Origin of the sequence: uncultured Methanobrevibacter sp., from assembly GCF_947166415.1 — an archaeon.
Taxonomy (GTDB): domain Archaea; phylum Methanobacteriota; class Methanobacteria; order Methanobacteriales; family Methanobacteriaceae; genus Methanocatella.
Genome location: NZ_CAMVEE010000016.1, coordinates 1 through 19,977, shown reverse-complemented (window position 1 = coordinate 19,977; position 19,977 = coordinate 1). Strand labels below are relative to the sequence as shown.

The window sequence follows — 19,977 nt, the reverse complement described above, 5'->3', positions numbered from 1 at the left end:
TTTAATATTTGTTCGCATGATTTGAAACTATTATCTGATGACTCCACCAAAGCCTGTGAACAGTTTTTTCACTTTTTCAATATCCTCTTTGGTCATTGCTGTAACCTCAAAGGTCAGGCTTATTGAATTTTCATCAATTTGCGGGCCATTATATGCGTCTATTAGCTTTATGTCAATGATATTTTCAATATTCAGTACAGTATTTTCTATAGTTTCGACATGAACATTTTTCGCAAATACGCAACTGATTGATTCGGTTTTTGTATTCAGGTTATCAATTTTCCATTGGTAGAGTTCGTCTGGAAGCAATATTCTGATATTTGCAATGCGCAATTTTTGGGTTTTGTTTCCATTTCTTAGGACTGCAGTTTTCCCATCAACGCTTTCAAGAATTCCTACATGAACTTTCCCGGAATAAATGTGCTTCAAGCCAACTTCACTTCCAATAGAATCGAACAATATTGAATATTCATAATTCAGTGCTCCGATTGCTTTATCACTTCTACCTAAAGCATTCTTAATATCGCCCATGTTTTTGGTCGCATTAACGGCTATTTCTATGAATCCCTCTTCGTCATGGTTATTAATAGCATCTCTAAGCTCATGCACTGCTTCTGCAAATGTATTTCTGATTTTCGGACCGTTCGGATTCATGGATTGGATATTGTATGTCAGGTACGGATTTTGAGATACAATACGGGCAATCAAATCAATCATCAAATTATAAATAGGACTTTCGTAATCTTCAGTTTCTGATATGTCCACTTTTAATTTTTCAATCGCGGATGCAGTGGAAATAAAGGAGAAGTGGGTTAAAACCTGCACGATACTCATCATAAAATCATGCTTTTCAGCGGTGGTTTCAATGATTCTCATGTTTTTGCTGGCAAGGTACCTGTAGACTTTGTCATACCATTTTCCCTTTTTGTCAGCGGTTAGAACGATTACCTGATTGTCCAGCCTTGTTGTTCTCGGACCGAAAATAGGATGTGTTGGAATGTATTCTATTGTGTCGGGCAGCACTTCAGCCATGGTCCTGGATGGCCCTTCTTTGACTGATGTAACGTCAACCATCAAGGACCCTTCCTTCATAAAGGGAGCCACTTCACGGATTACGTCATTTGTGTATTGTATAGGTACTGAAATCACAACAATGTCGCTGATATTTGCTAATCCTGCATTGGATTCAATATAATTGACATTTAACTCATTGGCAACAGCATTGCCTTTTTTATGGTCTCTTCCAGTTATGTATACATTAAAGTCATCTCTGAAGTAGTAGATTAAGGTTTTTCCCAATCCGTCACTACCACCAATTATTCCAACATTCATTTTAATCATTATAATTTTTATCTATAACGTATATATAAATTATTAATTAGAAAAAATAATTGTGAAATCATGAAAATCATAGAAGAAGACCAAAAGGAAGGGATAGTTAAGATAGTTCCTGAAACTCTGGATGACTTGTGGCATCTCTCACACATCATAGAAGTCGGAGACAACGCTTCCTCAAAGACAACCCGTAGGATACAGGACAACACCGGTGATAAGATTAGAAGCGACAGGGGTGTTAAAAAAACATTCTATCTGGGATTGGATATTGAAAATATTAGTTTTCATCTGTTCACTGGAAAATTGAGGTTGACTGGAGTCATTACAAGGGGCCCTGAAGACCTGATTCCTTTAGGATCTCACCACACCTTAGAAGTGAAGCTCAACACTCCGATAACCATCAAAAAGGCAAGATGGCCAAAATGGGCAATAAAACGACTTAACCAGGCAATCGATGCTTCCAAAAAGCTGTCAGCAATAATCGTGGTTTTGGAAGACGACACAGCAACTTTAGGTCTCATGAGGCAATTTGGCATAGAATATTATGGTCCAATCAAGGGCCACGTCTCAGGAAAGAGAATAATCGACAAAAACAGGCAAAAGAACATAGTTCAATTTTACGAAAAGGTCATAGAATCAATAACCAAGTTCGATTCCATTCAAAACATCATTATTGCAGGACCGGGTTTTGTCAAAAACGACTTTTATGATTATCTTAAGGAAAAGCATGATGACTTGGCGAAAATTTCAATCGTTGAAGGTACAGGATCTGGCGGGCGTAACGGAATAAGTGAAGTCCTCAAGAAGGGTACTGTTGAAAAGTTGACCGCAGAAAATAGGGTCGCGATTGAAATGGGTGCGGTCGATAATCTGTTGGCTGAAATAGGCAAAAATTCATCAAAGGTTGTTTACGGACCTAAACAAACTGTTGAAGCTATTAATTTGGGTGCAGTTGAACAATTGCTGGTTTTGGACACCAAAGTGGCCAGTGATGACATGGGCGATTCCATGGATATGGTTGAAAACATGAAGGGTGAAGTGATGGTCATCAGCAGTGAACATGAAGGCGGCAAGCAATTGGAGAGCTTAGGCGGTATGGCTGCAATTTTAAGGTACGAAATTGCTTAATTTTGACTAAAAATTAATATAACATTTATATAGGATAAAATAGTATACATTAAATAATAGATAATTTTTTAATAAAAAAATAGTGATATTTATGATGTATTCTTCGGTAATCATTGCATTACTCCAAGTTTTTATTTTATCTGCATTAGGAACTGCAGTATTAAATATAATTTTCAGATTTTTTGGTGAAAGGGGTTATTTGGGAAATCTATTCCCTAATGTCCGCGGAGGAATCCCTAGAGGCATAGGCATCATTCCTTTTATTATTTTGTCATTTTTCATGTTGCCAAAGTTCAATAATCTTATTTTAATTATAGGAATAGCAGCATTTATTGATGACGTTGTGGGAAGAAAGAAATGTGTTCAATTAGGCATTGAATGGGGTCAGCTTTCAAGAGGGATAGGAATACTTCTTGTAATTGTTATAGGTCTCCTGGAAGGCTTGGGATTGTCATCATTTTTAATTGCATTTATGGTTCAGCCGCTCAATATTTCAGATATGCAGCCGGGATCAACATGTATAGTGACAATAATAATGTCCATTGTTACAATTATAGTCATGCTGTTAATTAATTCTCCACCGACTTCCGAACTATTGGCCATTTACACACCTTTATTGATATTGGCAGTATGTCTCGGTTACTCCCCACTTGACTTTACAGGAAAAATCATGATGGGTGAAGTTGGAAACCACACTTTCGGTGTAGCACTAGGAGTTGCATTCTACATCGTCGGTGGATTTTGGTGGTTGATTTTATTGTTAATCATTACAGTAGTTTTGATTGCATTTGTAAGACGTAATAATCTTAGAATATTCTTCAGACAAAAACTAGGTCTGTTCAATCCAACATTTGGAGACTATTTCATGGATGTTTTGACTGGAGGTGGATTGGGCGATTTAGTTAGGAGATATACTTTAAAGGATAAACAGTACGAAGTCAGAAATCCTTTGTTAATTTCATTAGGTTTTAGAAGATTGCTTTATAATCCTCATGCAACTCATTTCAATATTCCTTATCCTAATGAACATAAAAGCGTTGCGAGGTTGGGGAAAAAATGAAAGCGTTGTTTGTAGTTACAGGTAGAGGATTAGGTGGGGATGCCGCTATTGCTCTCAATTTAATAAAAGTACTGGAAAAGAGAGGAGTCACATGTGAAATAGCATTGGACGAATCTGCTCATGGTACTTTATTCGAAAAAAATGGTTATTCCTGGCATAAGATTTCAATTCCTCAAGCAGGAGGACATTCCGCCACCAAAGCATCAGCTGCAAAAGGAGCTATTAAATTAGCGAATGCAACAAGAAAAGCAAGAAGTCTTATTAAAAAATTGGATGTTGATTTTGTCATTGGCGTTTTAGGCGGAGGAGCTATTGTTGGATCTTTAGGTGCTAAGGCTGCAGGCAAAAAAGCCTTTTCATTAATATCCACACCATTGGACTCAAAGGTCTGTCCTAAATTTAATCAATGCTATATTTTGCCCGAATTGGATAAATTCAGGTTGGAAAACCTCCCTGAGAATATGGACAAGTCTTTTTATCCGTTGTCTGAAAACGTTGGAAATGGGGATGTTGAAATTGCCCTTTCAAATCTGAAGAAATATTCCAATTTTGATGAAAACAAGAAAACCATCGTATTCTCTTCAGGTTCCTCAATTTTCAAGGGTATGGTCGATGCAATCAATTTGGCTTCTGAAAATTGTGATGACTATAATTTGGTTCTAGTCGGATTACCTCTACATGAGGAGTATTTGGAGGAACTCCGCGCCGAAAAAATCATATACGCAGGTTACATCAATTGGATTAACGATTTGTTTAAATTAGCTGATTTGGCTATCCTGACTGATGATGGCGTATCCCTTGAAGAGGCATTGACATCCGAAACCCCTATCGTTGCATTAACCAAGGTAAAATGGGGAAGATATCAGAACATGGCTGGCGTATTCAAAGGCACCATTATCGAATCTGAAGTTGAGGATGTTTGTCAAAGCATTGAAGAAGCATTTGAAAACTATGATTCCCTAAAGGAAAGGGCATTGTATTATGGTAAGCTATGTGCTGAAGCCGGTGACTATTTGGCTGATAGGATTTTAAAAAAATTAGAATAGTGGTATTATAACCACATATTTTTTATTATTTTATAATTTGAGTCTGATGATGGGTGTATTTCTAAAAAGTCTGCATAATCATCCAGATCGTATCCTTCTCTCATCAGATATGATAAATACGCGACATCACTTACTGATGATGGTGATATCGAATTTATTCTTTTGATTTTATTTTCATTTTTATCAAATTCCACTTCAGTGTATCCTGTCTCGCCATCCAATATATTCCAGAATGAGCCGGGTCCTGCAATTCCAGGTATTCCGATTGTGGCGGTTTCATCATCGCTGCAGTTGATTTTTTCATTTTCTACAAAACTAACTTCCATGTTCAAACTCAAGGATTGAGGAATGCATTCGTAGCTTACTTTATTTGGATAGTTTGCCATATTCCTTGCAGCTGTGATGCCTTCCATTCTAGCTACTGGTGTTAATAGATATCCTCCAGTAACATCGCCTGCAGCGTATACATTACTGACACTTGTTTCCATCATTTCATTAACTTTGATGGTTCTGTCAGGATTCAATTCAACAAAACCTTCGGCAATTTCACTGTTGGGTGTTCTGCCTGTTGCGAAAAATGGAATTCCATCTAACTCTTCCCCATTTTCACATACTACCTTATCTTTAAAGGCTTCCATCACGGAGGTGTTTTCACAGATATTGACATTGGGGATGATTTTTTCCAAAACGTATTTTTTGGCATTCTCTCCAAGCTCTTTTAGGAATGTGCTTCTGGCAAGGACATTGACTTCACTGCCGAGGCATGAATAGATATTAGCTATTTCACAGGCAATTATTCCTCCACCGATAATGTTTAGCTTTTCGGGAATTTCATCGATTTTTAAAATGTCCTTATTTGTCAGGCCGTATTCCCTGCCTTTAATGTCTGGAATGAATGGGCGTGCCCCTGTAGCTATCATAAGGTTATCATATTCAAAACTTTCACCGTTTACTTTAATTTCATTCTCTTCAATGCTTGCTTCACCGTAGATTATGTTGTTTCCAAAGCTTTCATTTTCCATTTGGTTTAATTTTCTAAGCATTTCTTGTGTTTCAACGATTTTTTCAACTATTTTTTCATAGGAAATTTCAAGCTGGCTTTTTAGAAATCCGTGGCTATTGAATTTTTTGTTGGTTGAGATGAATTTGGTAATGTCTGTAAGTGCACAAATTACCATGCACCCTTCATTTAAGCAAGTTCCAGCTATATGGTTCTTTTCAATCAAAGTAACGTTTTGTCCAAGTTTTCCAAGTTCCAGAGAACCTAATCTTCCGGCAGGTCCGGATCCGATAACAATATTCTTCATTTAAACACCCATTTAGATAATTTTATATAATATTATGTATTAAATAATGTATATATTTAAATTTTGGAGATAGAGAATTATGTGTATTGCAGCACCTGCTCATGTTGTTGAAATCAATAAAGAAGAAAATGTATTATTTGCTGACTTTGGTGGAGCAAGACAATCAGCTAAAATGGACCTTTTGCCTGATGTAGAAATTGGCGATTATGTTCTTATCCATGCTGGTTATGCTATTGAAAAATTAACTGAAGAAGCTGCTAAAGAATCTTTAGAAGCTTGGGAAGAACTTTTAGATATTCTCGAAGAAGAGGATATGGAAATGGAAAAAGCAAGAAGGGAACATTTCAATCAATAGATTGAAACCCTTGTCACTCCTTTTATTTTTAAAAATTCGTTTATTAAATCACCGCTAATCGGTTTTTCTGTAATTATGATTAAAGATGGAGTTTTTTGAAGCTCTGTATCTTCGGCATAAGCCTGCCTTATTCCGATTCCTTTTTTTGATATTAGATTTGCTGTTGCAGCAAGGATTCCTTCACTTTCAGATCCTACTTCTATTTCCACAACTCCAAGTTTCAGGTTTTTGGCAATGTTTTTCAGGAGAGTTCCGGCTGGGACAATATTACTGAAAAGGTTGTATAATTCTTCATCCTCTTTTATTATTTCTATTGTTGATTTGATTACTCTTCTGTCGACGTCAGCGGCAGTAGCCAATGCTTTGTCGCTTATTTTTAAATTTCCACAATAAATCTTACCTTCTTCATTTAAGGATAATCCCAATTCAATCATTTTTTCTGCAACTCTCACTCTTGCAGGATACTTTTTGAACTTTTCGTTTATTTTTTCCCACATTTTTATCATTACTCCACTAATTTGTACATTCATGTTAATTTATGTAAAATAGGTTATATAAATTTAATTATTAATAAAAAAAGTAGAAATTCAACGATAAAATTGTCATGTAAAATCTAAAATATCTTTAAAAATAGTTTGAAGTAGGCTAGATGGGATTCGAACCCATGACCTCCCGGTTATCAGCCGAGCGCGCTAACCAAGCTGTGCCACTAGCCTATAAAAAATAGTTAAACAGGTAACTGTCAACACTTATACTTATATTAATAACTATATATAATCTTTTCGGTCATACCTAGATTATATATAGAAATTCAATAAGCTTAAAAAAAATTTATCTGTTAATCATTTCGTTAATGGAGTCAGCCATAACGTGTCCTTCAACGATGATTTTTGCTTTTTCAATACCTTCAACGCTTTCAGCTCTAATTTTAGCATCAGCCGCAATACGAGTAATACTCATACATCCAGGGTTGGTAGGTTTAAGTATAATTTCAGCTTGATCTCCGTCTACGGTAATACCTTGTACAATACCCATTTCCACAATACTAATTCCCATATGAGGGTCATTGATTACAGAAACAGCATCTCTAATATCATTTGCTAAATCTTCTGACATAATTTAGTCTCCTATAATTTTGTATTATTATCTATTATTCACTCTCTTTATATATATGTTTTGTTTGTATTTCTTGAAATGAAATAAATGATTATTTAACTCTGTGCTTGATTTTTACACCAATGCCGTTGTTGCATTCTTCCATTTCACGGCCGGTTAAAATGGCCTTTCCAACACCTACAACTTCGCCATCACGAACAACAACCACCTCATCATTCGGGATGATGTTGTGGTCAGCCTTGATTATTCCTGGTGCAAATACGGTATTGGTTTCTAAATTGAAATCTATGTGGACCACATTGATATCCAATTCATTTAATATTTCTCCACCAGGCAAATTTAATCTGAATAATCCATGATCTTTATTAAGTAATGCCAATTGTTTTCCATCTGAAAGAATCCTTTTATGGTACATCCCTTTTGTTTTGACATTATCTGGGATGAATTCATATGCCTTTTCACCGAATTGGTACATTCCAATTGACCTTAATTCATGCAATGTTTTTTCTCTTCTATTGACTCTTTGATGATTTTTAAGTTCCATCCTCAAATTATAAAGTGAATCCGGAGAAGTTGGTCTTTCATCTTTGCATACATTAATGAAATCGTCTACAAATGCTTCACAGCTTTCCAAATAACCTCCGCTAAGGTTAGCCACTATATTTTTGCCTTCACAGTATTTTTCAATCAGTCTTCCTGTTTCGTAAATTTCATCCTGTGACCAGGAGCCTGTGGTACTGACATCATATGACTGTATTGGAAAAGTGTTTTCAAGTTCCCTAGGACATATTCCGAAAGGGGATGTAACGATAAGTTCCTGATATGACCGGGTAATCTTTCTAAACTTTTGGTGTGATTTTGAATTGGAATACGGTTTTTTCATACTGCACGGCAACAAAACGACAGTATCTCCAAGAGGTTTCATCATTTCCATTCTCTGTCTCCATCTGACGGCTTCCGGACGGTATAGGGACTCTTCACTTGAACATATTACCTTCATATTATTCCTCAAAAGCTTTTATTAATTCATTGTCTAGTTCGATTAATCTTTCAATATTGTCTTCAGGCTCTTCAATTCTTCGCTTCCATTTTCTTATGACGTAATCGACATCCACTTCTTCACTGCCGCTGATTAAATTGTCTGCATGAGCAACAATCTTTTCCTCTAAAGTTACAGGCAAATATGATTTTTTTGGAAGTTCCAGTTTTACAGCTTCACTTTCGGTAATTCCAGCACCTATATGTCTTTCGATAATATTCAGAACATCTTCGCTGTAACCATATCCTTCGGCAATTTTTACCCCTTCAATAGCATGGGTAATGCCGTGTGTTCTGGATCTTCCGATATCATGCAGTAATGCGCCCTTTTTAATAAGTTCCTTATCTGCATCGTCAAAATTAGCAGCTATTTTCATAGCTTTTCTGCAAACTGCTTTGGAATGTTCAATAACATTTTCAGGAGTATTCTCCTTTCTAAGTAATTCAATTTCCATTCGCATCTATTTGTTTACTTTTTTATTAAATGAGTTAAAATTGCTTTCAACCATTTTTATGTCTTCTTTAATCTGTTTTATGGTGTCGGCATTGTCTTGGAATACTAAGTCTTCACCACATGCAGGACATAAGAATTCATAATCGGAAGCTTCATCAAAATCAAGTCTCACATGGCCTAATGGACAAATGAAGAACATGTTGTTCTCTTCACGTTCCAATTCATCATTAAGCATTTTCAAGTATCTTTCGGAATCTTTTTCAATGCGTGCGATTACTTCATCGGTTTCAAATTTCCAGGAATATGTAAACCATTGGGTTTCAGGGTCTTTACTTCTTTTATAGCTGGCTAATCCCATATCATAAAGTTTATAAAGTATTTTCCTAACGATATTTAATTTAATTCCAGTTTCATTAGCTATTTCTTCATCGGTTTCAATTCCATCGATTAATGCTTGGATAATAGGTAAATTGCTTTCATCTTCAACAACATTGGTTAATAAAGTCTTTACTAATGGATCATCTATCATGTAATTTCCCCTAAATCTAATTATCATATTTCATGCACTGAAAATTTAAAAAATAAATTAAAAATTATGATAACTTATTAAAATTAATGTTTAGTTATATTCTTTTTATTATAAAAATATAACTAATTAAAATCAGATTTTCTTGAAATTTAATAATCCTTTAAAACGTCCAATAGGCTTTCAACGACATAGTCAACTTCTTCATCAGTTAAAGTGGAGTATATCGGCAAGCTTATTTCGTTTTCAAATAGATTATATGCATTAGGATAGTCTTCAATTTTGAATCCTAAATTTTTATAGGCTGTCAGCAACGGAAGCGGTTTGTAATGGACATTGGTACTGACTCCTTTTTCATCCATTTTAGTTATAATTTCATTTCTGTCTTCCAAGCTGATGTCTTTGATTCTGGCAAGATAAAGATGTCCTGAAGACATTGAACTGTCAGTTTTATGGACTGGTGTGATTACTTTGGAACCTTTCAGACCATTCTCATATCTTTCGATAATCTCATGTCTTCTTTTTAGCATGGAGTCATATCTTTCAATCTGTCCAAGGCCGATTCCAGCCTGGATGTCAGTCATGTTGCATTTGTATGCAGGGAATAAGATGTCATATTCCCATGATCCCTTTTGGGTTTTTTCAAGAGCATCTTTTGTTTGTCCGTGCAGTGAAAGGATTTGATATTGCTTGTATATTTTTTCATTGTCCAATCCTTCATGGTTTTTCCAGGTAACTGCACCTCCCTCTGCTGTTGTTAAGTTTTTAACAGCATGGAATGAAAAACAAGTAAAGTCAGCCAAACTTCCGGCGGTTTTGCCATTTTGAACGGCTCCAAAACCATGAGCACAATCTGCAAGAACAATAATTCTGCCGAATGCTTCCTGAAGTTCGCTGTTTGCTTTAAACAGGTCTTTTTTGCTTTCAATGATTTCAAATATCCTGTCATAATCACATAATATTCCCGCAATGTCTACTGGGATGATTACTTTGGTTTTATCACTAATGGCTTCGCTCATTAATGTGTAATCCATTTCCTCTTTGTCTTTTTGACTGTCCACCATTACCGGTGTTGCCCCAACATGGCAAATTACGCTGCAAGTTGCTGTATAAGTGTAGGCAGGCACGATTACTTCGTCCCCCTTTCCAATGCCCAATAACCTTAAAGTCATTTCTAGGGCGGTGGTGGCAGCACTTAAACAAACGGTTTTTTCTGTTCCGCAATAAGAACTGATTTTACTTTCCAATTCTTTTGTTTTAGGTCCGGTGGTAATCCATCCGGATTTCAATGCTGCAATCACTTCTTCAATTTCTCTTTCGCTAATGTCTGGTGGGGAAAATGGTATGTTCATGATTCATCTCCGTTAACTTCTTGAGGATTTCTATAAGTTGGAACACATTTTTTCATAGTTTCTTTTATTACTTCTTTATCGTTAATGTCATTATCCAGTATGTATCTGAATTCATCAAGCTTTTCTTCGATGTCGTTCATAGTGAAGTCCATTGGCTCTGTAATGAATATTTTTTCATGTTCTGTCTTTTCAAGGTTTTCTTCATCCATCAACAGCTCTTCGTATAATTTTTCTCCAGGCCTTAAGCCGGTAATTTCAATATCGATGTCTTTTCCTAATTCCAGTCCGGACAATTCGATGAGGCTTGTAGCTAGATCATAAATTTTAACAGGGTCTCCCATATTCAATACAAAGATTTCTCCACCTTTTGCATATGTGATGGATTGCAAGACCAAAGCCACTGCTTCAGGGATTGTCATGAAGAATCTTGTAATTTCTTTGTGTGTTACGGTAATTGGTCCTCCTTCCTCAATTTGTTTTTTAAATAGAGGCACGACAGAACCGTTACTTCCTAAAACGTTACCGAAACGAACAGCAACATATTCTGTTTCGCTTTCTTTATCTTTTGCCTGAATAAGCATTTCGCACATTCTTTTTGTAGCGCCCATGATATTTGTTGGGTTGACTGCTTTGTCGGTTGAAATTAAAATGAAACGTTTTGTTTTATATTTGTCACATGCATTTACCAGATTGTAGGTACCGAATACATTATTTTTAATCGCTTCAGTTGGATTGTTCTCCATTAAAGGCACATGCTTGTGTGCTGCGGCATGGAAAACGATTTCAGGAGAGTATTCTTCAAAGATGTCGAACATTCTCTCTTCATCCCTTATGTTTGCAATGATGGCTTTAATGTCATTGTTTGGATATTTTGATTTCAATTCCAATTCGATACTGTACAGGTTATTTTCATATATGTCTAACATTAACAATTGCTTTGGATTGTGGAGCATTATCTGTCTGCAGAGTTCTTCTCCGATAGATCCTCCTCCACCTGTCACTAAAACGATTTTATCATTAATTAGGCTTTTGATATTGTTGTTGTCAAGTTCAACAGGTTCCCTTCCAAGCAAATCTTCAATTTCGACATTTCTTAAGCTGTGGTATAAGTTTTCTTCTGTAATCAATTCCCTTAAATCCGGCAAAACTTTAACTTCAGCTTGGGTTTTATTACAAATCTCAAGTATTTCCTTTTTATTTTTGTTGTCGATGTTCACTATGGAAAAGAAGATGGAGTCGACATCATATTTCTCGCAAATTTTTTCTATGTCATATCTGTTTCCGATAATTTTTACTCCTGCCACGGAATATCCCATACGTTTTTTATTGTCGTCAATGATTCCAATAATCTCGTAGGTTCCCTTTAAGGTTGTATTCAATGTTTTGATGATGTCATTGGCTGAATACCCTCCACCAATAATCAACAATTTCTTTTGGTCTTCGGGAGTGTAGTTTATTCCTTTATTGACAATATCGGACAGTAGCATGTATCTCATGATTAAACGTGAAGCGACAATTATCATACCTATCAGGAAGCCTATTGCCAGATTAAGTTTGATTGAAGGATTTTTCATATTCAATATAAGCTCTTCTATTAAGGATACGATAAGCGCTGAAACAATTGAAAGAATAATGTAAATTATGTAGTCCTGATTATTTTCATATCGGATAATGGTGGTATATCTGTTACTAATTCTAAATACTATCTGCAAGACAATAATTGTCAATATTATACTTATTATTAGTTCCTTTTGGGTCACTGCGCTTGTCGGATTCATTAAAAATGAATCTGTAATTAACACAGATGCCAAATAATACCCTAAAATGACTGAAATACAATCTATTATGGGTAATATGATATTCCTGTATTTACCGAACGAATCAATGTTCATCAAGACCAATCCTTCTGTTTTTTATTATTCAAAATTTATTATAAATTCTAACTTATAACTAATTTTTTTGTAAATAAATTTTTGTAATACCATAAATATAAAATTTTCTTTAATGAAAAAAACTGGTTTTAAAATGTTTATTTAGTTCTTAAACTCGTAAATTATTCTCAAATTCAATCAAAAGATTATAAAAATGTTATTTTTCCACTTATTTCCTGCGGATGATTACTGCAGGCGTATGTGTGATGGAATCAAGGGCTTCTATTGTAACTTCATCAATTTCTGTGCCTAAAACAGATTTCACGCTGTGTATCGTTTTCATTTCTGTTGAAAGTGATTTTTGATAATCTTCTGCAATGTTTGCCATTTCCAATCCCTTTTCAACAGTGATTTTTTCACTGCATCCGAGAGGTGTTGGTCCCATATTTTCGGACAGTTGTCCTTTAAGATATCCAAAAAATCCCTTATCCGCTTCAATTCCTTCAATGGCTATTGGAAGGCCTGTAAAGTATTTGCCGTTTTTCATGTAGGTTGCGTCGGTGTCGATAATCATCACGCACACATCTTTTCCGATTTCCTCTTTGATTTCTTTTGCAACCTTTTCAGGATTTTCCGGAAGTAATGAAACGCATGTTCCAGGGGCATTGCTTAAATCTATACCTGCCTCTGATGCGGGCTTCAATGCATGTTTCAAGCCGTATAACTGGAGAACTACTTCCTTATGTGCCTTTGTTTCTTCAGGCAATCTTCTGAGGTTCTTGATTGTCCTCTCCTTAATTCCTAAAAGGGGTCCTAAAACATATCCCCAGAGGTATTTGCTCCATACTGTTGTTAAGAATTTGGCGGTTATTGAAGGGGTGTATTGTGATTCGTCAACCAATCTGTTTTGTGATACGGATATTGGAGTTTCTGCTATCACCAGATAGTCTCCATCTTTCATCAATTCCTTTGCAGGATTAATAATGGAATCCAAATTTTCATTTGGTTTGATATAACCCGTTTCAATTGGAATTACTATATAATCGCCATTAATGACATGCTTTACATTTTTCAATTCATCATCTATCATAAAAATCTTTTTAAAAGTAGTTGTATAATATATAATATTATATTAATTATTTAATACTTTGGTGGTGTGATTATGGCAAGAAAATTCATAACATATTTTGACAAAGAAGGAAATGATTATACTGATGAATTGATTTTGGCTGTTAAAGATAAATTAGATTTGTGTGAAGACATTAAGCATATAGTAATCGCCTCATCAACAGGAGCATCAGCATTAAAGCTCGCTCAGGCTGTTGGCGATAAGGTCACTATAATCAATGTCACTCACCATTACGGGTTCAGCGGACCTAACGAATCTGATATTAGTGAAGAAATGATCGAAACATTGGAAAAAGAAGGAATAGTCACATACTTTGGACTCCATGCCTTCAGCGGTGCTGCACGAGGCGTTACAAATAAGTACGGCGGTTATTCTCCTTTGGATGTTGTTGCTGACACATTCCGTATGTTCTCTCATGGTGTAAAAGTGGCTGGTGAAATTTCAATAATGGCTGCCGATGCAGGTTTGATTCCGGTTGGAGAGGAAATCATAGCTATCGGAGGAAGAGGCCATGGCGTTGATACTGCCGTTATTTTAACTCCGGTCAACTCAAAAAACTTGTTTGACATGAAATTTCACGAAATCATTGCAATGCCAAGGGATTAAGTTAATATATAATTAAATATATAATATTTATTTCATATTTTTTAAAAAGTAGTTGCATTTAAATATTAGATAAAATAGAAATATTTAACAATTATATTAATAGCAGATATGTGGGGTTAACTTGTGAAATTTATAGATGATGCAATCAAAGAATCCGAACAAAGAATGGAAGAAAAAACACCAGATAAAATATCTTCAGATATAGATGAAGAACTTATTTCAATAATGGATGGTGTTAAAACTAAAATTTTCGTTGTTGGTGCCGGAGGAGCAGGAAACAACACTATTTCAAGATTAAACGAAATGGGTATCGAAGGAGCAACAACAATTGCAGTAAATACTGATGCTCAAGATTTATTTTACAGTCAATCTAGTAAAAAAATATTATTAGGTAGGCAAACTTCAAAAGGATTGGGTGCAGGTGGAGAACCATCTGTCGGTGAAGAATGTGCTGAAGAAAGTGAAGATGAAATCAGAGAAGAATTAGTGGGTGCAGACATGGTATTCGTCACCTGCGGTCTTGGTGGAGGAACAGGTACTGGTTCAGCTCCAATCATCTCTAAATTAGCTAAAAAATTAGGCGCATTAACTGTTGCAGTAGCAACATTACCATTTTCTGCTGAAGGTATTAGGAGAAGAGAAAACGCAGAACAAGGTTTAGAAAAACTTCAAGAATCTGCTGATACTGTTATTATTATTCCTAACGATAAATTATTAGAAGTTGCACCAAACTTACCTTTAAACAAAGCTTTCATGGTTTCAGATGAAATATTGGGAAGAGCTGTTAAAGGAATCACAGAACTGATTACTAAAAGAGGTCTTGTAAGTTTAGACTTCGCTGATATCAGAAGTATCATGAGCGGTTCCGGTATGGCTATGATTGGTATGGGAGAATCCGATTCTGGAGACAGAGCTTTAGAATCTGTTCACGAAGCTTTAAGCAGCCCATTGTTAGATATTGATATTTCAAACGCTACCGGTGCATTAGTTAACATTGCAGGTAGTTCTGACTTAACTTTACATGAAGCTGAAAAAATCGTTCAAGTTGTTGCTGACAAATTAGATCCTGAAGCCAACATTATTTGGGGTACTCAAATTGATGAAAGTCTTCAAAATACTGTTAGGACCACTGTTGTCGTTTCAGGCATCAAAAACGATGGTGAAGCTAGTACTGAACCAGATGTTGAATTTGATGAAGGTAATTCAGAATCCGATTCAACTGGTGACCAATTAGACGATTTTATTGATGGAATTTTCTAATTCTATCTTCTTATTTTTTTCTTATAATGCAAACATTTATTAATGTTTAAAATATAAATTATTTTATTACTATTATTTTATTATAATTCATTAAACTATGCGACGTATAGTTTTTTTAATTTTGGGTATTTAATATGAATGTACAAGAACGTGTTGATAAATTTATTAAAGACAGTAAAAGAGTATTAAAAGTAGCTAGAAAACCGGGCAAGGAAGAATATTTAGAACTTGCCAAAGTTACATCAATTGGTGTTGTCATAATTGGTGTTATCGGTTTTGTGATCTTTTTACTTGGTTCATTAATCGGTTTATAAAACTATTAACATTTATAATCCCATCAATTATGATAAAATTTTGTAATAATTTTGTATCTTTTTGATTAAGATTTCTGTACTTTTTAAAAGTTTAGAACGTTTAATCAACAATATGATATTATTAGAACCTAGGGAAGATTGGGGGATAGCTTAGTCAATTTTCACGCATGTGAATTACCTAAGAATCGCAATTTAAATAATTGCGCCGCTTCAAATAACTTTTAACTTAATGTATGATTTTAACCAGTAAATATAGAAAATAGGTGAATTTTTCATGGAAGATACTAATAGTTCCATATATGCTCTTAAAACCTCTGCAGGTCAGGAAAGAAATGTTGCCAGACTTTTAGCACGTAAGGCTAGAACCATTGATGGCATAGGCATTTCTGCAATTCTTGTTCCGGAATCTTTAAAAGGTTATATTTTAGTTGAATCTTCAACAAAAATAGATCTTAGAAACCCTGACTTAAAAGTACAACATTTAAGAGGGGTTGTTGAAGGTAGCGTTGGCATTACTTTTGATGAAGTAAAAAGATTCTTAAAACCAGAACCTATTATTTCCTCTATCCAAAAAGGAAGTATTGTTGAGCTTATTTCAGGACCATTTAAAGGTGAAAGAGCGAAAGTGGTTCGTATAGATGAATCACGTGAAGAAGTCGTTCTAGAGTTAATAGAGGCAGCAGTACCTATTCCAGTTACTGTTAAAGCTGATCAAATTAGAATAATTCAAAAGGAGGCTGACTGATGGCTAAAGATACAGTCGAAGTTCTTATCGAAGGTGGCAGTGCTACTCCTGGACCACCATTAGGCCCTGCTTTAGGACCTTTCGGTATTAATATGATGCAAGTAGTAGACGAAATCAATAAAAAAAGTGCTGACTTTGCAGGAATGAAAGTGCCTGTTATAGTTACCATTGATAGAGATACCAAAGAATTCGAAATCGAAATTGGTACTCCGCCAACTACTTCACTTATTATGGAAGAACTAGGCATCGAAAAAGCTTCTCACGAACCAGGTTTAGACATTATCAATGACTTACCTATTGAAACCGCTTTAAAAATTGCTAGAATGAAATTTGATTCATTACTTTCTAACGATTATAAAGCAGCTACTAAAGAAGTTATGGGAACCTGTGTAAGTATGGGATTATCTGTAGATGGTAAAGACCCAAGAGAAGCACAAAAAGATGTAGATGCTGGAGTATATGATGATCTCTTTGAAGAATAGATATCATCATTCAATTCAAATTTAAGTTAATAACAACAGTGTATATGATGTTATAATTACGGTTATAATTGATATACTGTTTTTAATTCATGCAATCGTTTAAGAATTTTTTTCTTGTAATCGATACTCATGAAACCAAAAAAATCCAATGAACAACAAATGTTCATGGGGGATGAATATGACACAAGATGTAGTAAACGCGGTGAAGGAGGCTAAAGAACAATCTAAGCCGAGAAACTTCACTGAGTCTGTCGATATTATTATTAATATCCGCGACTTAGATGTCAGAAAGCCAGAAAATAGGTTTAATGAGGAAGTTACTCTTCCTAACGGCCGTGGCAAAGAAGTAAAAATCGGAGTCATAGCTGATGGGGAACTCATTGTTCAAGCTAAAAATGCTGGTCTTGACGTTGTCATTAACAAACCTGATTTAGAAGAGTTAGGAAAAGACAGAAAAGCTGCTAAAAAAATGGCAAATTCTGTTGATTTCTTTGTAGCTCAAGCTGATATGATGCCACTCGTTGGTAGATTCCTAGGTCCAGTTCTTGGTCCTCGTGGAAAAATGCCAAAACCAGTGCCTGCAAGTATCAAACTTGACCCTCTTTTAGACAGATTACAAAGTACTGTTAAAGTTGGTGTAAAACAACAAGCAAGTATTCAAATTGTTGTTGGAAGCCAAGACATGTCAGACGAAGACATTGCTGAAAATGTAGAAACTGTTCTTACAGTCTTAGACCGCAATTTAGAAAAAGGAAGAAGTCAAATTAAGTCCATGTTTATAAAAACAACTATGGGACCAGTAGTGAGGGTGATCTAATGGCTCATGTTGCTGAATGGAAAAAGGAAGAAGTTAAAGAGCTTTCAGGGATTATTAACGAATTCGATGTAATCGGGGTCGTTGACTTATTAAACATTCCTGCAAAACAGCTTCAAGAAATGAGAAAATCTCTCAAAGGCAAAGCTGTTATCAGAATGTCTAAGAAAAATCTTATTGATTTAGCTCTTGAAGATTGTAATGCTGAAAAAACCAACATTGTGGATTTATCTGAACATATGGATGGTCAGATTGCACTTATTGCAACTGAAATGAACCCTTTCAGATTATACAAAATCTTAGAAGACAGCAAAACTTCAGCTCCTGCAAAAGCTGGTGCTATCGCTCCTGAAGATATTGTTGTTCCTGAAGGGGACACTGGATTCCCACCAGGTCCGTTTTTAGGTGAATTGCAACAAGTTGGAATTCCTGCAAAAATTGATAAAGGTAAAATTTGCGTTCAAAAAGAAACTGTTGTAGTTGCAGCAGGCGAAGAAGTATCTAAACAAGTTGCAGCAACCTTATCAAGAATGGATATTAATCCAATGGAAGTAGGAATTGATTTAAAAGCAGTATACGAAGAAGGATCTGTTTACACTTCAGACGTACTTGCAATCGATGAAGAAAAAACAATAGCTGATTTACAAAAAGCATTCTCAGGTGCTTTCAATTTATCTGTTAATGCAGCTATACCTACTGATAAAACTATTTCCGCAATATTATCTCTCGCACATACCAGAGCTGTCAGCGTTGGTGTAGAAGGAGCTATATTGACTTCCAAAACTTCAGAACCAATTCTCGGTCTTGTAAATGCTAGAATGTTAGCTATTGCTTCTGCAATTGCTGATACTGAAGGCGCAATTGACGAAGAATTAGCAGAAAAACTTTCCAATGTTGCTGTAGCAGCAGCTCCAGTAGTAAAGGAAGAAGTTGTTGAAGAAGAGGAAGAAGAGGAAGAAGAAGAAAACAGTGAAGAAGAAGCAGCAGCTGGGTTAGGAGCGCTCTTCGGTTAAATTAATTAATTAAAATTTTTATTATTAATAAAACTAACACGTTAAAAAACTAATGGTGATAACATGGAATATATATATGCGGCAATGATTTTGCACAGTGCAGAAAAAGATATTAACGAAGAAAATGTTAAAAGTATTATTGAAGCAGCAGGTATCGACGCTGATGAAGCTAGAGTAAAAGCTTTAATCGCAGCTTTAGAAGATGTTGACATCGAAGAAGCTATCGAAACCGCAGCTGTCGCAGCAGCAGCTCCTGTAGCTGCAGCTCCTGTAGCAGCTGAAGCTGAAGAAGAAGAGGAAGAAGAAGAGGAAGAAGAAGAAGCAGCTGAAGAAGAAGCAGCAGCTGGTTTAGGAGCTCTCTTCGGATAGATTTTTTAAATCTATCACCTTTCTTTTTTTTTATTTTACTTTTTTTAATTACAATCGCTATTTTTAAAAACTATTTTTACTAAACACTCATTTTTATCAAGATTTTTTGAAAGTTATTTATTATACAAAAAACATATTTTATACTAATGAATAATTAAGACTGATTCATATGGTAGAAATTTTTGATAAACTCGGTTATAAAAAACAAACTTGTAAAACTTGCGGGCAGGAGTTTTACTCCCAAGTTGATAGGGACACTTGCGGAGATGCTCCATGTGATGAGTATGAGTTTATTGCAAATCCTGCAACTGATAAGCCATACAATTTATATGAGATCCAACAAGTTTTTAGAGAATTTTTAGAAAGTGAAGGGCATACACATGTCCACAGATATCCTGTTCTCGCTAAAAGATGGAGAGATGATGTGTTCTTAGTTGGAGCATCCATATTTTGTTTCCAGCCTTGGATTACTTCAGGTCTTGTCAAACCTCCGGCAAATCCTATTGAAATGGCTCAGCCTTCAATCAGACTCAACGATGTTGATAATGTTGGACGTACCGGAAGGCACATGACCTGCTTTACAATGGGAACACACACAGTAATCAACAAGGAAGATGAATTCATCTATTGGGAAGATGAAACCATCAGGCTTTGCCA

At 35.4% G+C, this 19,977-nt stretch carries 23 protein-coding genes and 1 tRNA gene; 13 read left to right on the top strand and 11 right to left on the bottom strand.

Annotated features, from left to right (window positions below):
• Positions 1-30: 30 nt before the first annotated feature.
• On the bottom strand, positions 31-1,341 hold the full coding sequence (locus tag Q0W25_RS04865; protein ID WP_298519594.1) for a prephenate dehydrogenase: 1,311 nt from the start codon (positions 1,339-1,341) through the stop codon (positions 31-33).
• A gap of 60 nt (positions 1,342-1,401) precedes the next feature.
• Between Q0W25_RS04865 and Q0W25_RS04860 the strand changes: the two genes are divergently transcribed.
• From Q0W25_RS04860 to Q0W25_RS04850, 3 genes are all read left to right on the top strand, one after another.
• Entirely contained in the window at positions 1,402-2,463 is a 1,062-nt protein-coding gene (locus Q0W25_RS04860; protein ID WP_297827782.1) for an mRNA surveillance protein pelota, read from the top strand.
• A 91-nt stretch (positions 2,464-2,554) separates the two neighbouring features.
• Positions 2,555-3,523 carry a cell wall biosynthesis protein gene (locus Q0W25_RS04855; protein ID WP_298519591.1) on the top strand — a complete coding sequence of 323 codons (969 nt, stop codon included), beginning with the start codon at positions 2,555-2,557 and terminating at the stop codon, positions 3,521-3,523.
• Entirely contained in the window at positions 3,520-4,569 is a 1,050-nt protein-coding gene (locus tag Q0W25_RS04850; RefSeq protein WP_298519588.1) for a glycosyltransferase, read from the top strand. The genes Q0W25_RS04855 and Q0W25_RS04850 overlap by 4 nt, the downstream gene beginning before the upstream one ends.
• Positions 4,570-4,574: 5 nt before the next feature.
• Here the strand turns inward: Q0W25_RS04850 and Q0W25_RS04845 are convergent, their stop codons facing one another.
• Positions 4,575-5,876 (bottom strand): NAD(P)/FAD-dependent oxidoreductase, encoded by a 1,302-nt coding sequence (locus Q0W25_RS04845; RefSeq protein ID WP_298519584.1) that lies wholly within the window; start codon positions 5,874-5,876, stop codon positions 4,575-4,577.
• Positions 5,877-5,955: 79 nt separating this feature from the next.
• Between Q0W25_RS04845 and Q0W25_RS04840 the strand changes: the two genes are divergently transcribed.
• Positions 5,956-6,231 carry a HypC/HybG/HupF family hydrogenase formation chaperone gene (locus Q0W25_RS04840; protein WP_297827793.1) on the top strand — a complete coding sequence of 92 codons (276 nt, stop codon included), beginning with the start codon at positions 5,956-5,958 and terminating at the stop codon, positions 6,229-6,231.
• Here Q0W25_RS04840 and Q0W25_RS04835 read toward each other — a convergent pair.
• The 9 genes from Q0W25_RS04835 to Q0W25_RS04795 form a co-directional block, all read right to left on the bottom strand.
• Positions 6,225-6,728 carry an amino acid-binding protein gene (locus tag Q0W25_RS04835; RefSeq protein WP_297827800.1) on the bottom strand — a complete coding sequence of 168 codons (504 nt, stop codon included), beginning with the start codon at positions 6,726-6,728 and terminating at the stop codon, positions 6,225-6,227. The two genes, Q0W25_RS04840 and Q0W25_RS04835, sit on opposite strands and share 7 nt — an antisense overlap.
• Positions 6,729-6,872: 144 nt before the next feature.
• A tRNA-Ile gene (locus tag Q0W25_RS04830) sits at positions 6,873-6,947 on the bottom strand.
• Positions 6,948-7,062: 115 nt separating this feature from the next.
• Positions 7,063-7,347: a metal-sulfur cluster assembly factor gene (locus Q0W25_RS04825; RefSeq protein WP_297827409.1), complete on the bottom strand. Its 285-nt coding sequence runs from the start codon at positions 7,345-7,347 to the stop codon at positions 7,063-7,065.
• Positions 7,348-7,438: 91 nt separating this feature from the next.
• Positions 7,439-8,347, bottom strand: coding sequence for a DUF5591 domain-containing protein (locus Q0W25_RS04820; protein ID WP_298519579.1), 909 nt, complete (start codon positions 8,345-8,347; stop codon positions 7,439-7,441).
• Position 8,348: 1 nt separating this feature from the next.
• The gene (locus Q0W25_RS04815; RefSeq protein ID WP_298519576.1) at positions 8,349-8,840 is read right to left on the bottom strand and encodes a TIGR00295 family protein; all 492 of its coding nucleotides are present in this window, start codon (positions 8,838-8,840) and stop codon (positions 8,349-8,351) included.
• A gap of 6 nt (positions 8,841-8,846) precedes the next feature.
• Complete coding sequence (tfe, locus tag Q0W25_RS04810) at positions 8,847-9,368, bottom strand: transcription factor E (protein ID WP_298519573.1); 522 nt, start codon at positions 9,366-9,368, stop codon at positions 8,847-8,849.
• Between the two features lie 149 nt (positions 9,369-9,517).
• A complete protein-coding gene (locus Q0W25_RS04805; RefSeq protein WP_298519570.1) occupies positions 9,518-10,717 on the bottom strand; it encodes a DegT/DnrJ/EryC1/StrS aminotransferase family protein in 1,200 nt (399 codons plus the stop codon).
• A complete protein-coding gene (locus Q0W25_RS04800; RefSeq protein ID WP_298519649.1) occupies positions 10,714-12,519 on the bottom strand; it encodes a nucleoside-diphosphate sugar epimerase/dehydratase in 1,806 nt (601 codons plus the stop codon). The genes Q0W25_RS04805 and Q0W25_RS04800 overlap by 4 nt, the downstream gene beginning before the upstream one ends.
• A 298-nt stretch (positions 12,520-12,817) precedes the next feature.
• Positions 12,818-13,675 carry a coenzyme F420-0:L-glutamate ligase gene (locus Q0W25_RS04795; RefSeq protein WP_298519646.1) on the bottom strand — a complete coding sequence of 286 codons (858 nt, stop codon included), beginning with the start codon at positions 13,673-13,675 and terminating at the stop codon, positions 12,818-12,820.
• A gap of 75 nt (positions 13,676-13,750) precedes the next feature.
• Here Q0W25_RS04795 and Q0W25_RS04790 point away from each other — a divergent pair, with 75 nt between their 5' ends.
• The 9 genes from Q0W25_RS04790 to Q0W25_RS04750 all read left to right on the top strand — a co-directional run.
• Positions 13,751-14,323 (top strand): pyruvate kinase alpha/beta domain-containing protein, encoded by a 573-nt coding sequence (locus Q0W25_RS04790; RefSeq protein ID WP_298519568.1) that lies wholly within the window; start codon positions 13,751-13,753, stop codon positions 14,321-14,323.
• Positions 14,324-14,446: 123 nt separating this feature from the next.
• Entirely contained in the window at positions 14,447-15,583 is a 1,137-nt protein-coding gene (gene ftsZ, locus Q0W25_RS04785; protein ID WP_297827389.1) for a cell division protein FtsZ, read from the top strand.
• 134 nt (positions 15,584-15,717) lie between these two features.
• The gene (locus Q0W25_RS04780; RefSeq protein ID WP_297827385.1) at positions 15,718-15,897 is read left to right on the top strand and encodes a protein translocase SEC61 complex subunit gamma; all 180 of its coding nucleotides are present in this window, start codon (positions 15,718-15,720) and stop codon (positions 15,895-15,897) included.
• A 274-nt stretch (positions 15,898-16,171) separates the two neighbouring features.
• Positions 16,172-16,642: a transcription elongation factor Spt5 gene (locus Q0W25_RS04775; RefSeq protein ID WP_297827383.1), complete on the top strand. Its 471-nt coding sequence runs from the start codon at positions 16,172-16,174 to the stop codon at positions 16,640-16,642.
• A complete protein-coding gene (locus Q0W25_RS04770; RefSeq protein ID WP_297827380.1) occupies positions 16,642-17,124 on the top strand; it encodes a 50S ribosomal protein L11 in 483 nt (160 codons plus the stop codon). The genes Q0W25_RS04775 and Q0W25_RS04770 overlap by 1 nt, the downstream gene beginning before the upstream one ends.
• Positions 17,125-17,302: 178 nt before the next feature.
• Positions 17,303-17,941, top strand: coding sequence for a 50S ribosomal protein L1 (locus Q0W25_RS04765; protein ID WP_297827377.1), 639 nt, complete (start codon positions 17,303-17,305; stop codon positions 17,939-17,941).
• Positions 17,941-18,951, top strand: coding sequence for a 50S ribosomal protein L10 (locus Q0W25_RS04760; RefSeq protein ID WP_298519563.1), 1,011 nt, complete (start codon positions 17,941-17,943; stop codon positions 18,949-18,951). Before Q0W25_RS04765 ends, Q0W25_RS04760 begins: the two co-directional genes overlap by 1 nt.
• Before the next feature lie 63 nt (positions 18,952-19,014).
• Positions 19,015-19,320, top strand: a complete 306-nt coding sequence (gene rpl12p / locus Q0W25_RS04755) for a 50S ribosomal protein P1 (protein ID WP_297827372.1) — start codon at positions 19,015-19,017, stop codon at positions 19,318-19,320.
• A 169-nt stretch (positions 19,321-19,489) separates the two neighbouring features.
• On the top strand, positions 19,490-19,977 hold a 488-nt coding region (locus tag Q0W25_RS04750; protein WP_298519560.1), incomplete at its 3' end, for an alanine--tRNA ligase-related protein.

What these genes read in the sequence shown, in the direction of transcription:
- Q0W25_RS04865 (WP_298519594.1), bottom strand. Translation starts at nt 1,341, where the DNA reads ATGATTAAAATGAATGTTGGAATAATTGGTGGTAGTGACGGATTGGGA.
- Q0W25_RS04860 (WP_297827782.1), top strand. Translation starts at nt 1,402, where the DNA reads ATGAAAATCATAGAAGAAGACCAAAAGGAAGGGATAGTTAAGATAGTT.
- Q0W25_RS04855 (WP_298519591.1), top strand. Translation starts at nt 2,555, where the DNA reads ATGATGTATTCTTCGGTAATCATTGCATTACTCCAAGTTTTTATTTTA.
- Q0W25_RS04850 (WP_298519588.1), top strand. Translation starts at nt 3,520, where the DNA reads ATGAAAGCGTTGTTTGTAGTTACAGGTAGAGGATTAGGTGGGGATGCC.
- Q0W25_RS04845 (WP_298519584.1), bottom strand. Translation starts at nt 5,876, where the DNA reads ATGAAGAATATTGTTATCGGATCCGGACCTGCCGGAAGATTAGGTTCT.
- Q0W25_RS04840 (WP_297827793.1), top strand. Translation starts at nt 5,956, where the DNA reads ATGTGTATTGCAGCACCTGCTCATGTTGTTGAAATCAATAAAGAAGAA.
- Q0W25_RS04835 (WP_297827800.1), bottom strand. Translation starts at nt 6,728, where the DNA reads ATGTGGGAAAAAATAAACGAAAAGTTCAAAAAGTATCCTGCAAGAGTG.
- Q0W25_RS04825 (WP_297827409.1), bottom strand. Translation starts at nt 7,347, where the DNA reads ATGTCAGAAGATTTAGCAAATGATATTAGAGATGCTGTTTCTGTAATC.
- Q0W25_RS04820 (WP_298519579.1), bottom strand. Translation starts at nt 8,347, where the DNA reads ATGAAGGTAATATGTTCAAGTGAAGAGTCCCTATACCGTCCGGAAGCC.
- Q0W25_RS04815 (WP_298519576.1), bottom strand. Translation starts at nt 8,840, where the DNA reads ATGGAAATTGAATTACTTAGAAAGGAGAATACTCCTGAAAATGTTATT.
- tfe (WP_298519573.1), bottom strand. Translation starts at nt 9,368, where the DNA reads ATGATAGATGATCCATTAGTAAAGACTTTATTAACCAATGTTGTTGAA.
- Q0W25_RS04805 (WP_298519570.1), bottom strand. Translation starts at nt 10,717, where the DNA reads ATGAACATACCATTTTCCCCACCAGACATTAGCGAAAGAGAAATTGAA.
- Q0W25_RS04790 (WP_298519568.1), top strand. Translation starts at nt 13,751, where the DNA reads ATGGCAAGAAAATTCATAACATATTTTGACAAAGAAGGAAATGATTAT.
- Q0W25_RS04780 (WP_297827385.1), top strand. Translation starts at nt 15,718, where the DNA reads ATGAATGTACAAGAACGTGTTGATAAATTTATTAAAGACAGTAAAAGA.
- Q0W25_RS04775 (WP_297827383.1), top strand. Translation starts at nt 16,172, where the DNA reads ATGGAAGATACTAATAGTTCCATATATGCTCTTAAAACCTCTGCAGGT.
- Q0W25_RS04770 (WP_297827380.1), top strand. Translation starts at nt 16,642, where the DNA reads ATGGCTAAAGATACAGTCGAAGTTCTTATCGAAGGTGGCAGTGCTACT.
- Q0W25_RS04765 (WP_297827377.1), top strand. Translation starts at nt 17,303, where the DNA reads ATGACACAAGATGTAGTAAACGCGGTGAAGGAGGCTAAAGAACAATCT.
- Q0W25_RS04760 (WP_298519563.1), top strand. Translation starts at nt 17,941, where the DNA reads ATGGCTCATGTTGCTGAATGGAAAAAGGAAGAAGTTAAAGAGCTTTCA.
- rpl12p (WP_297827372.1), top strand. Translation starts at nt 19,015, where the DNA reads ATGGAATATATATATGCGGCAATGATTTTGCACAGTGCAGAAAAAGAT.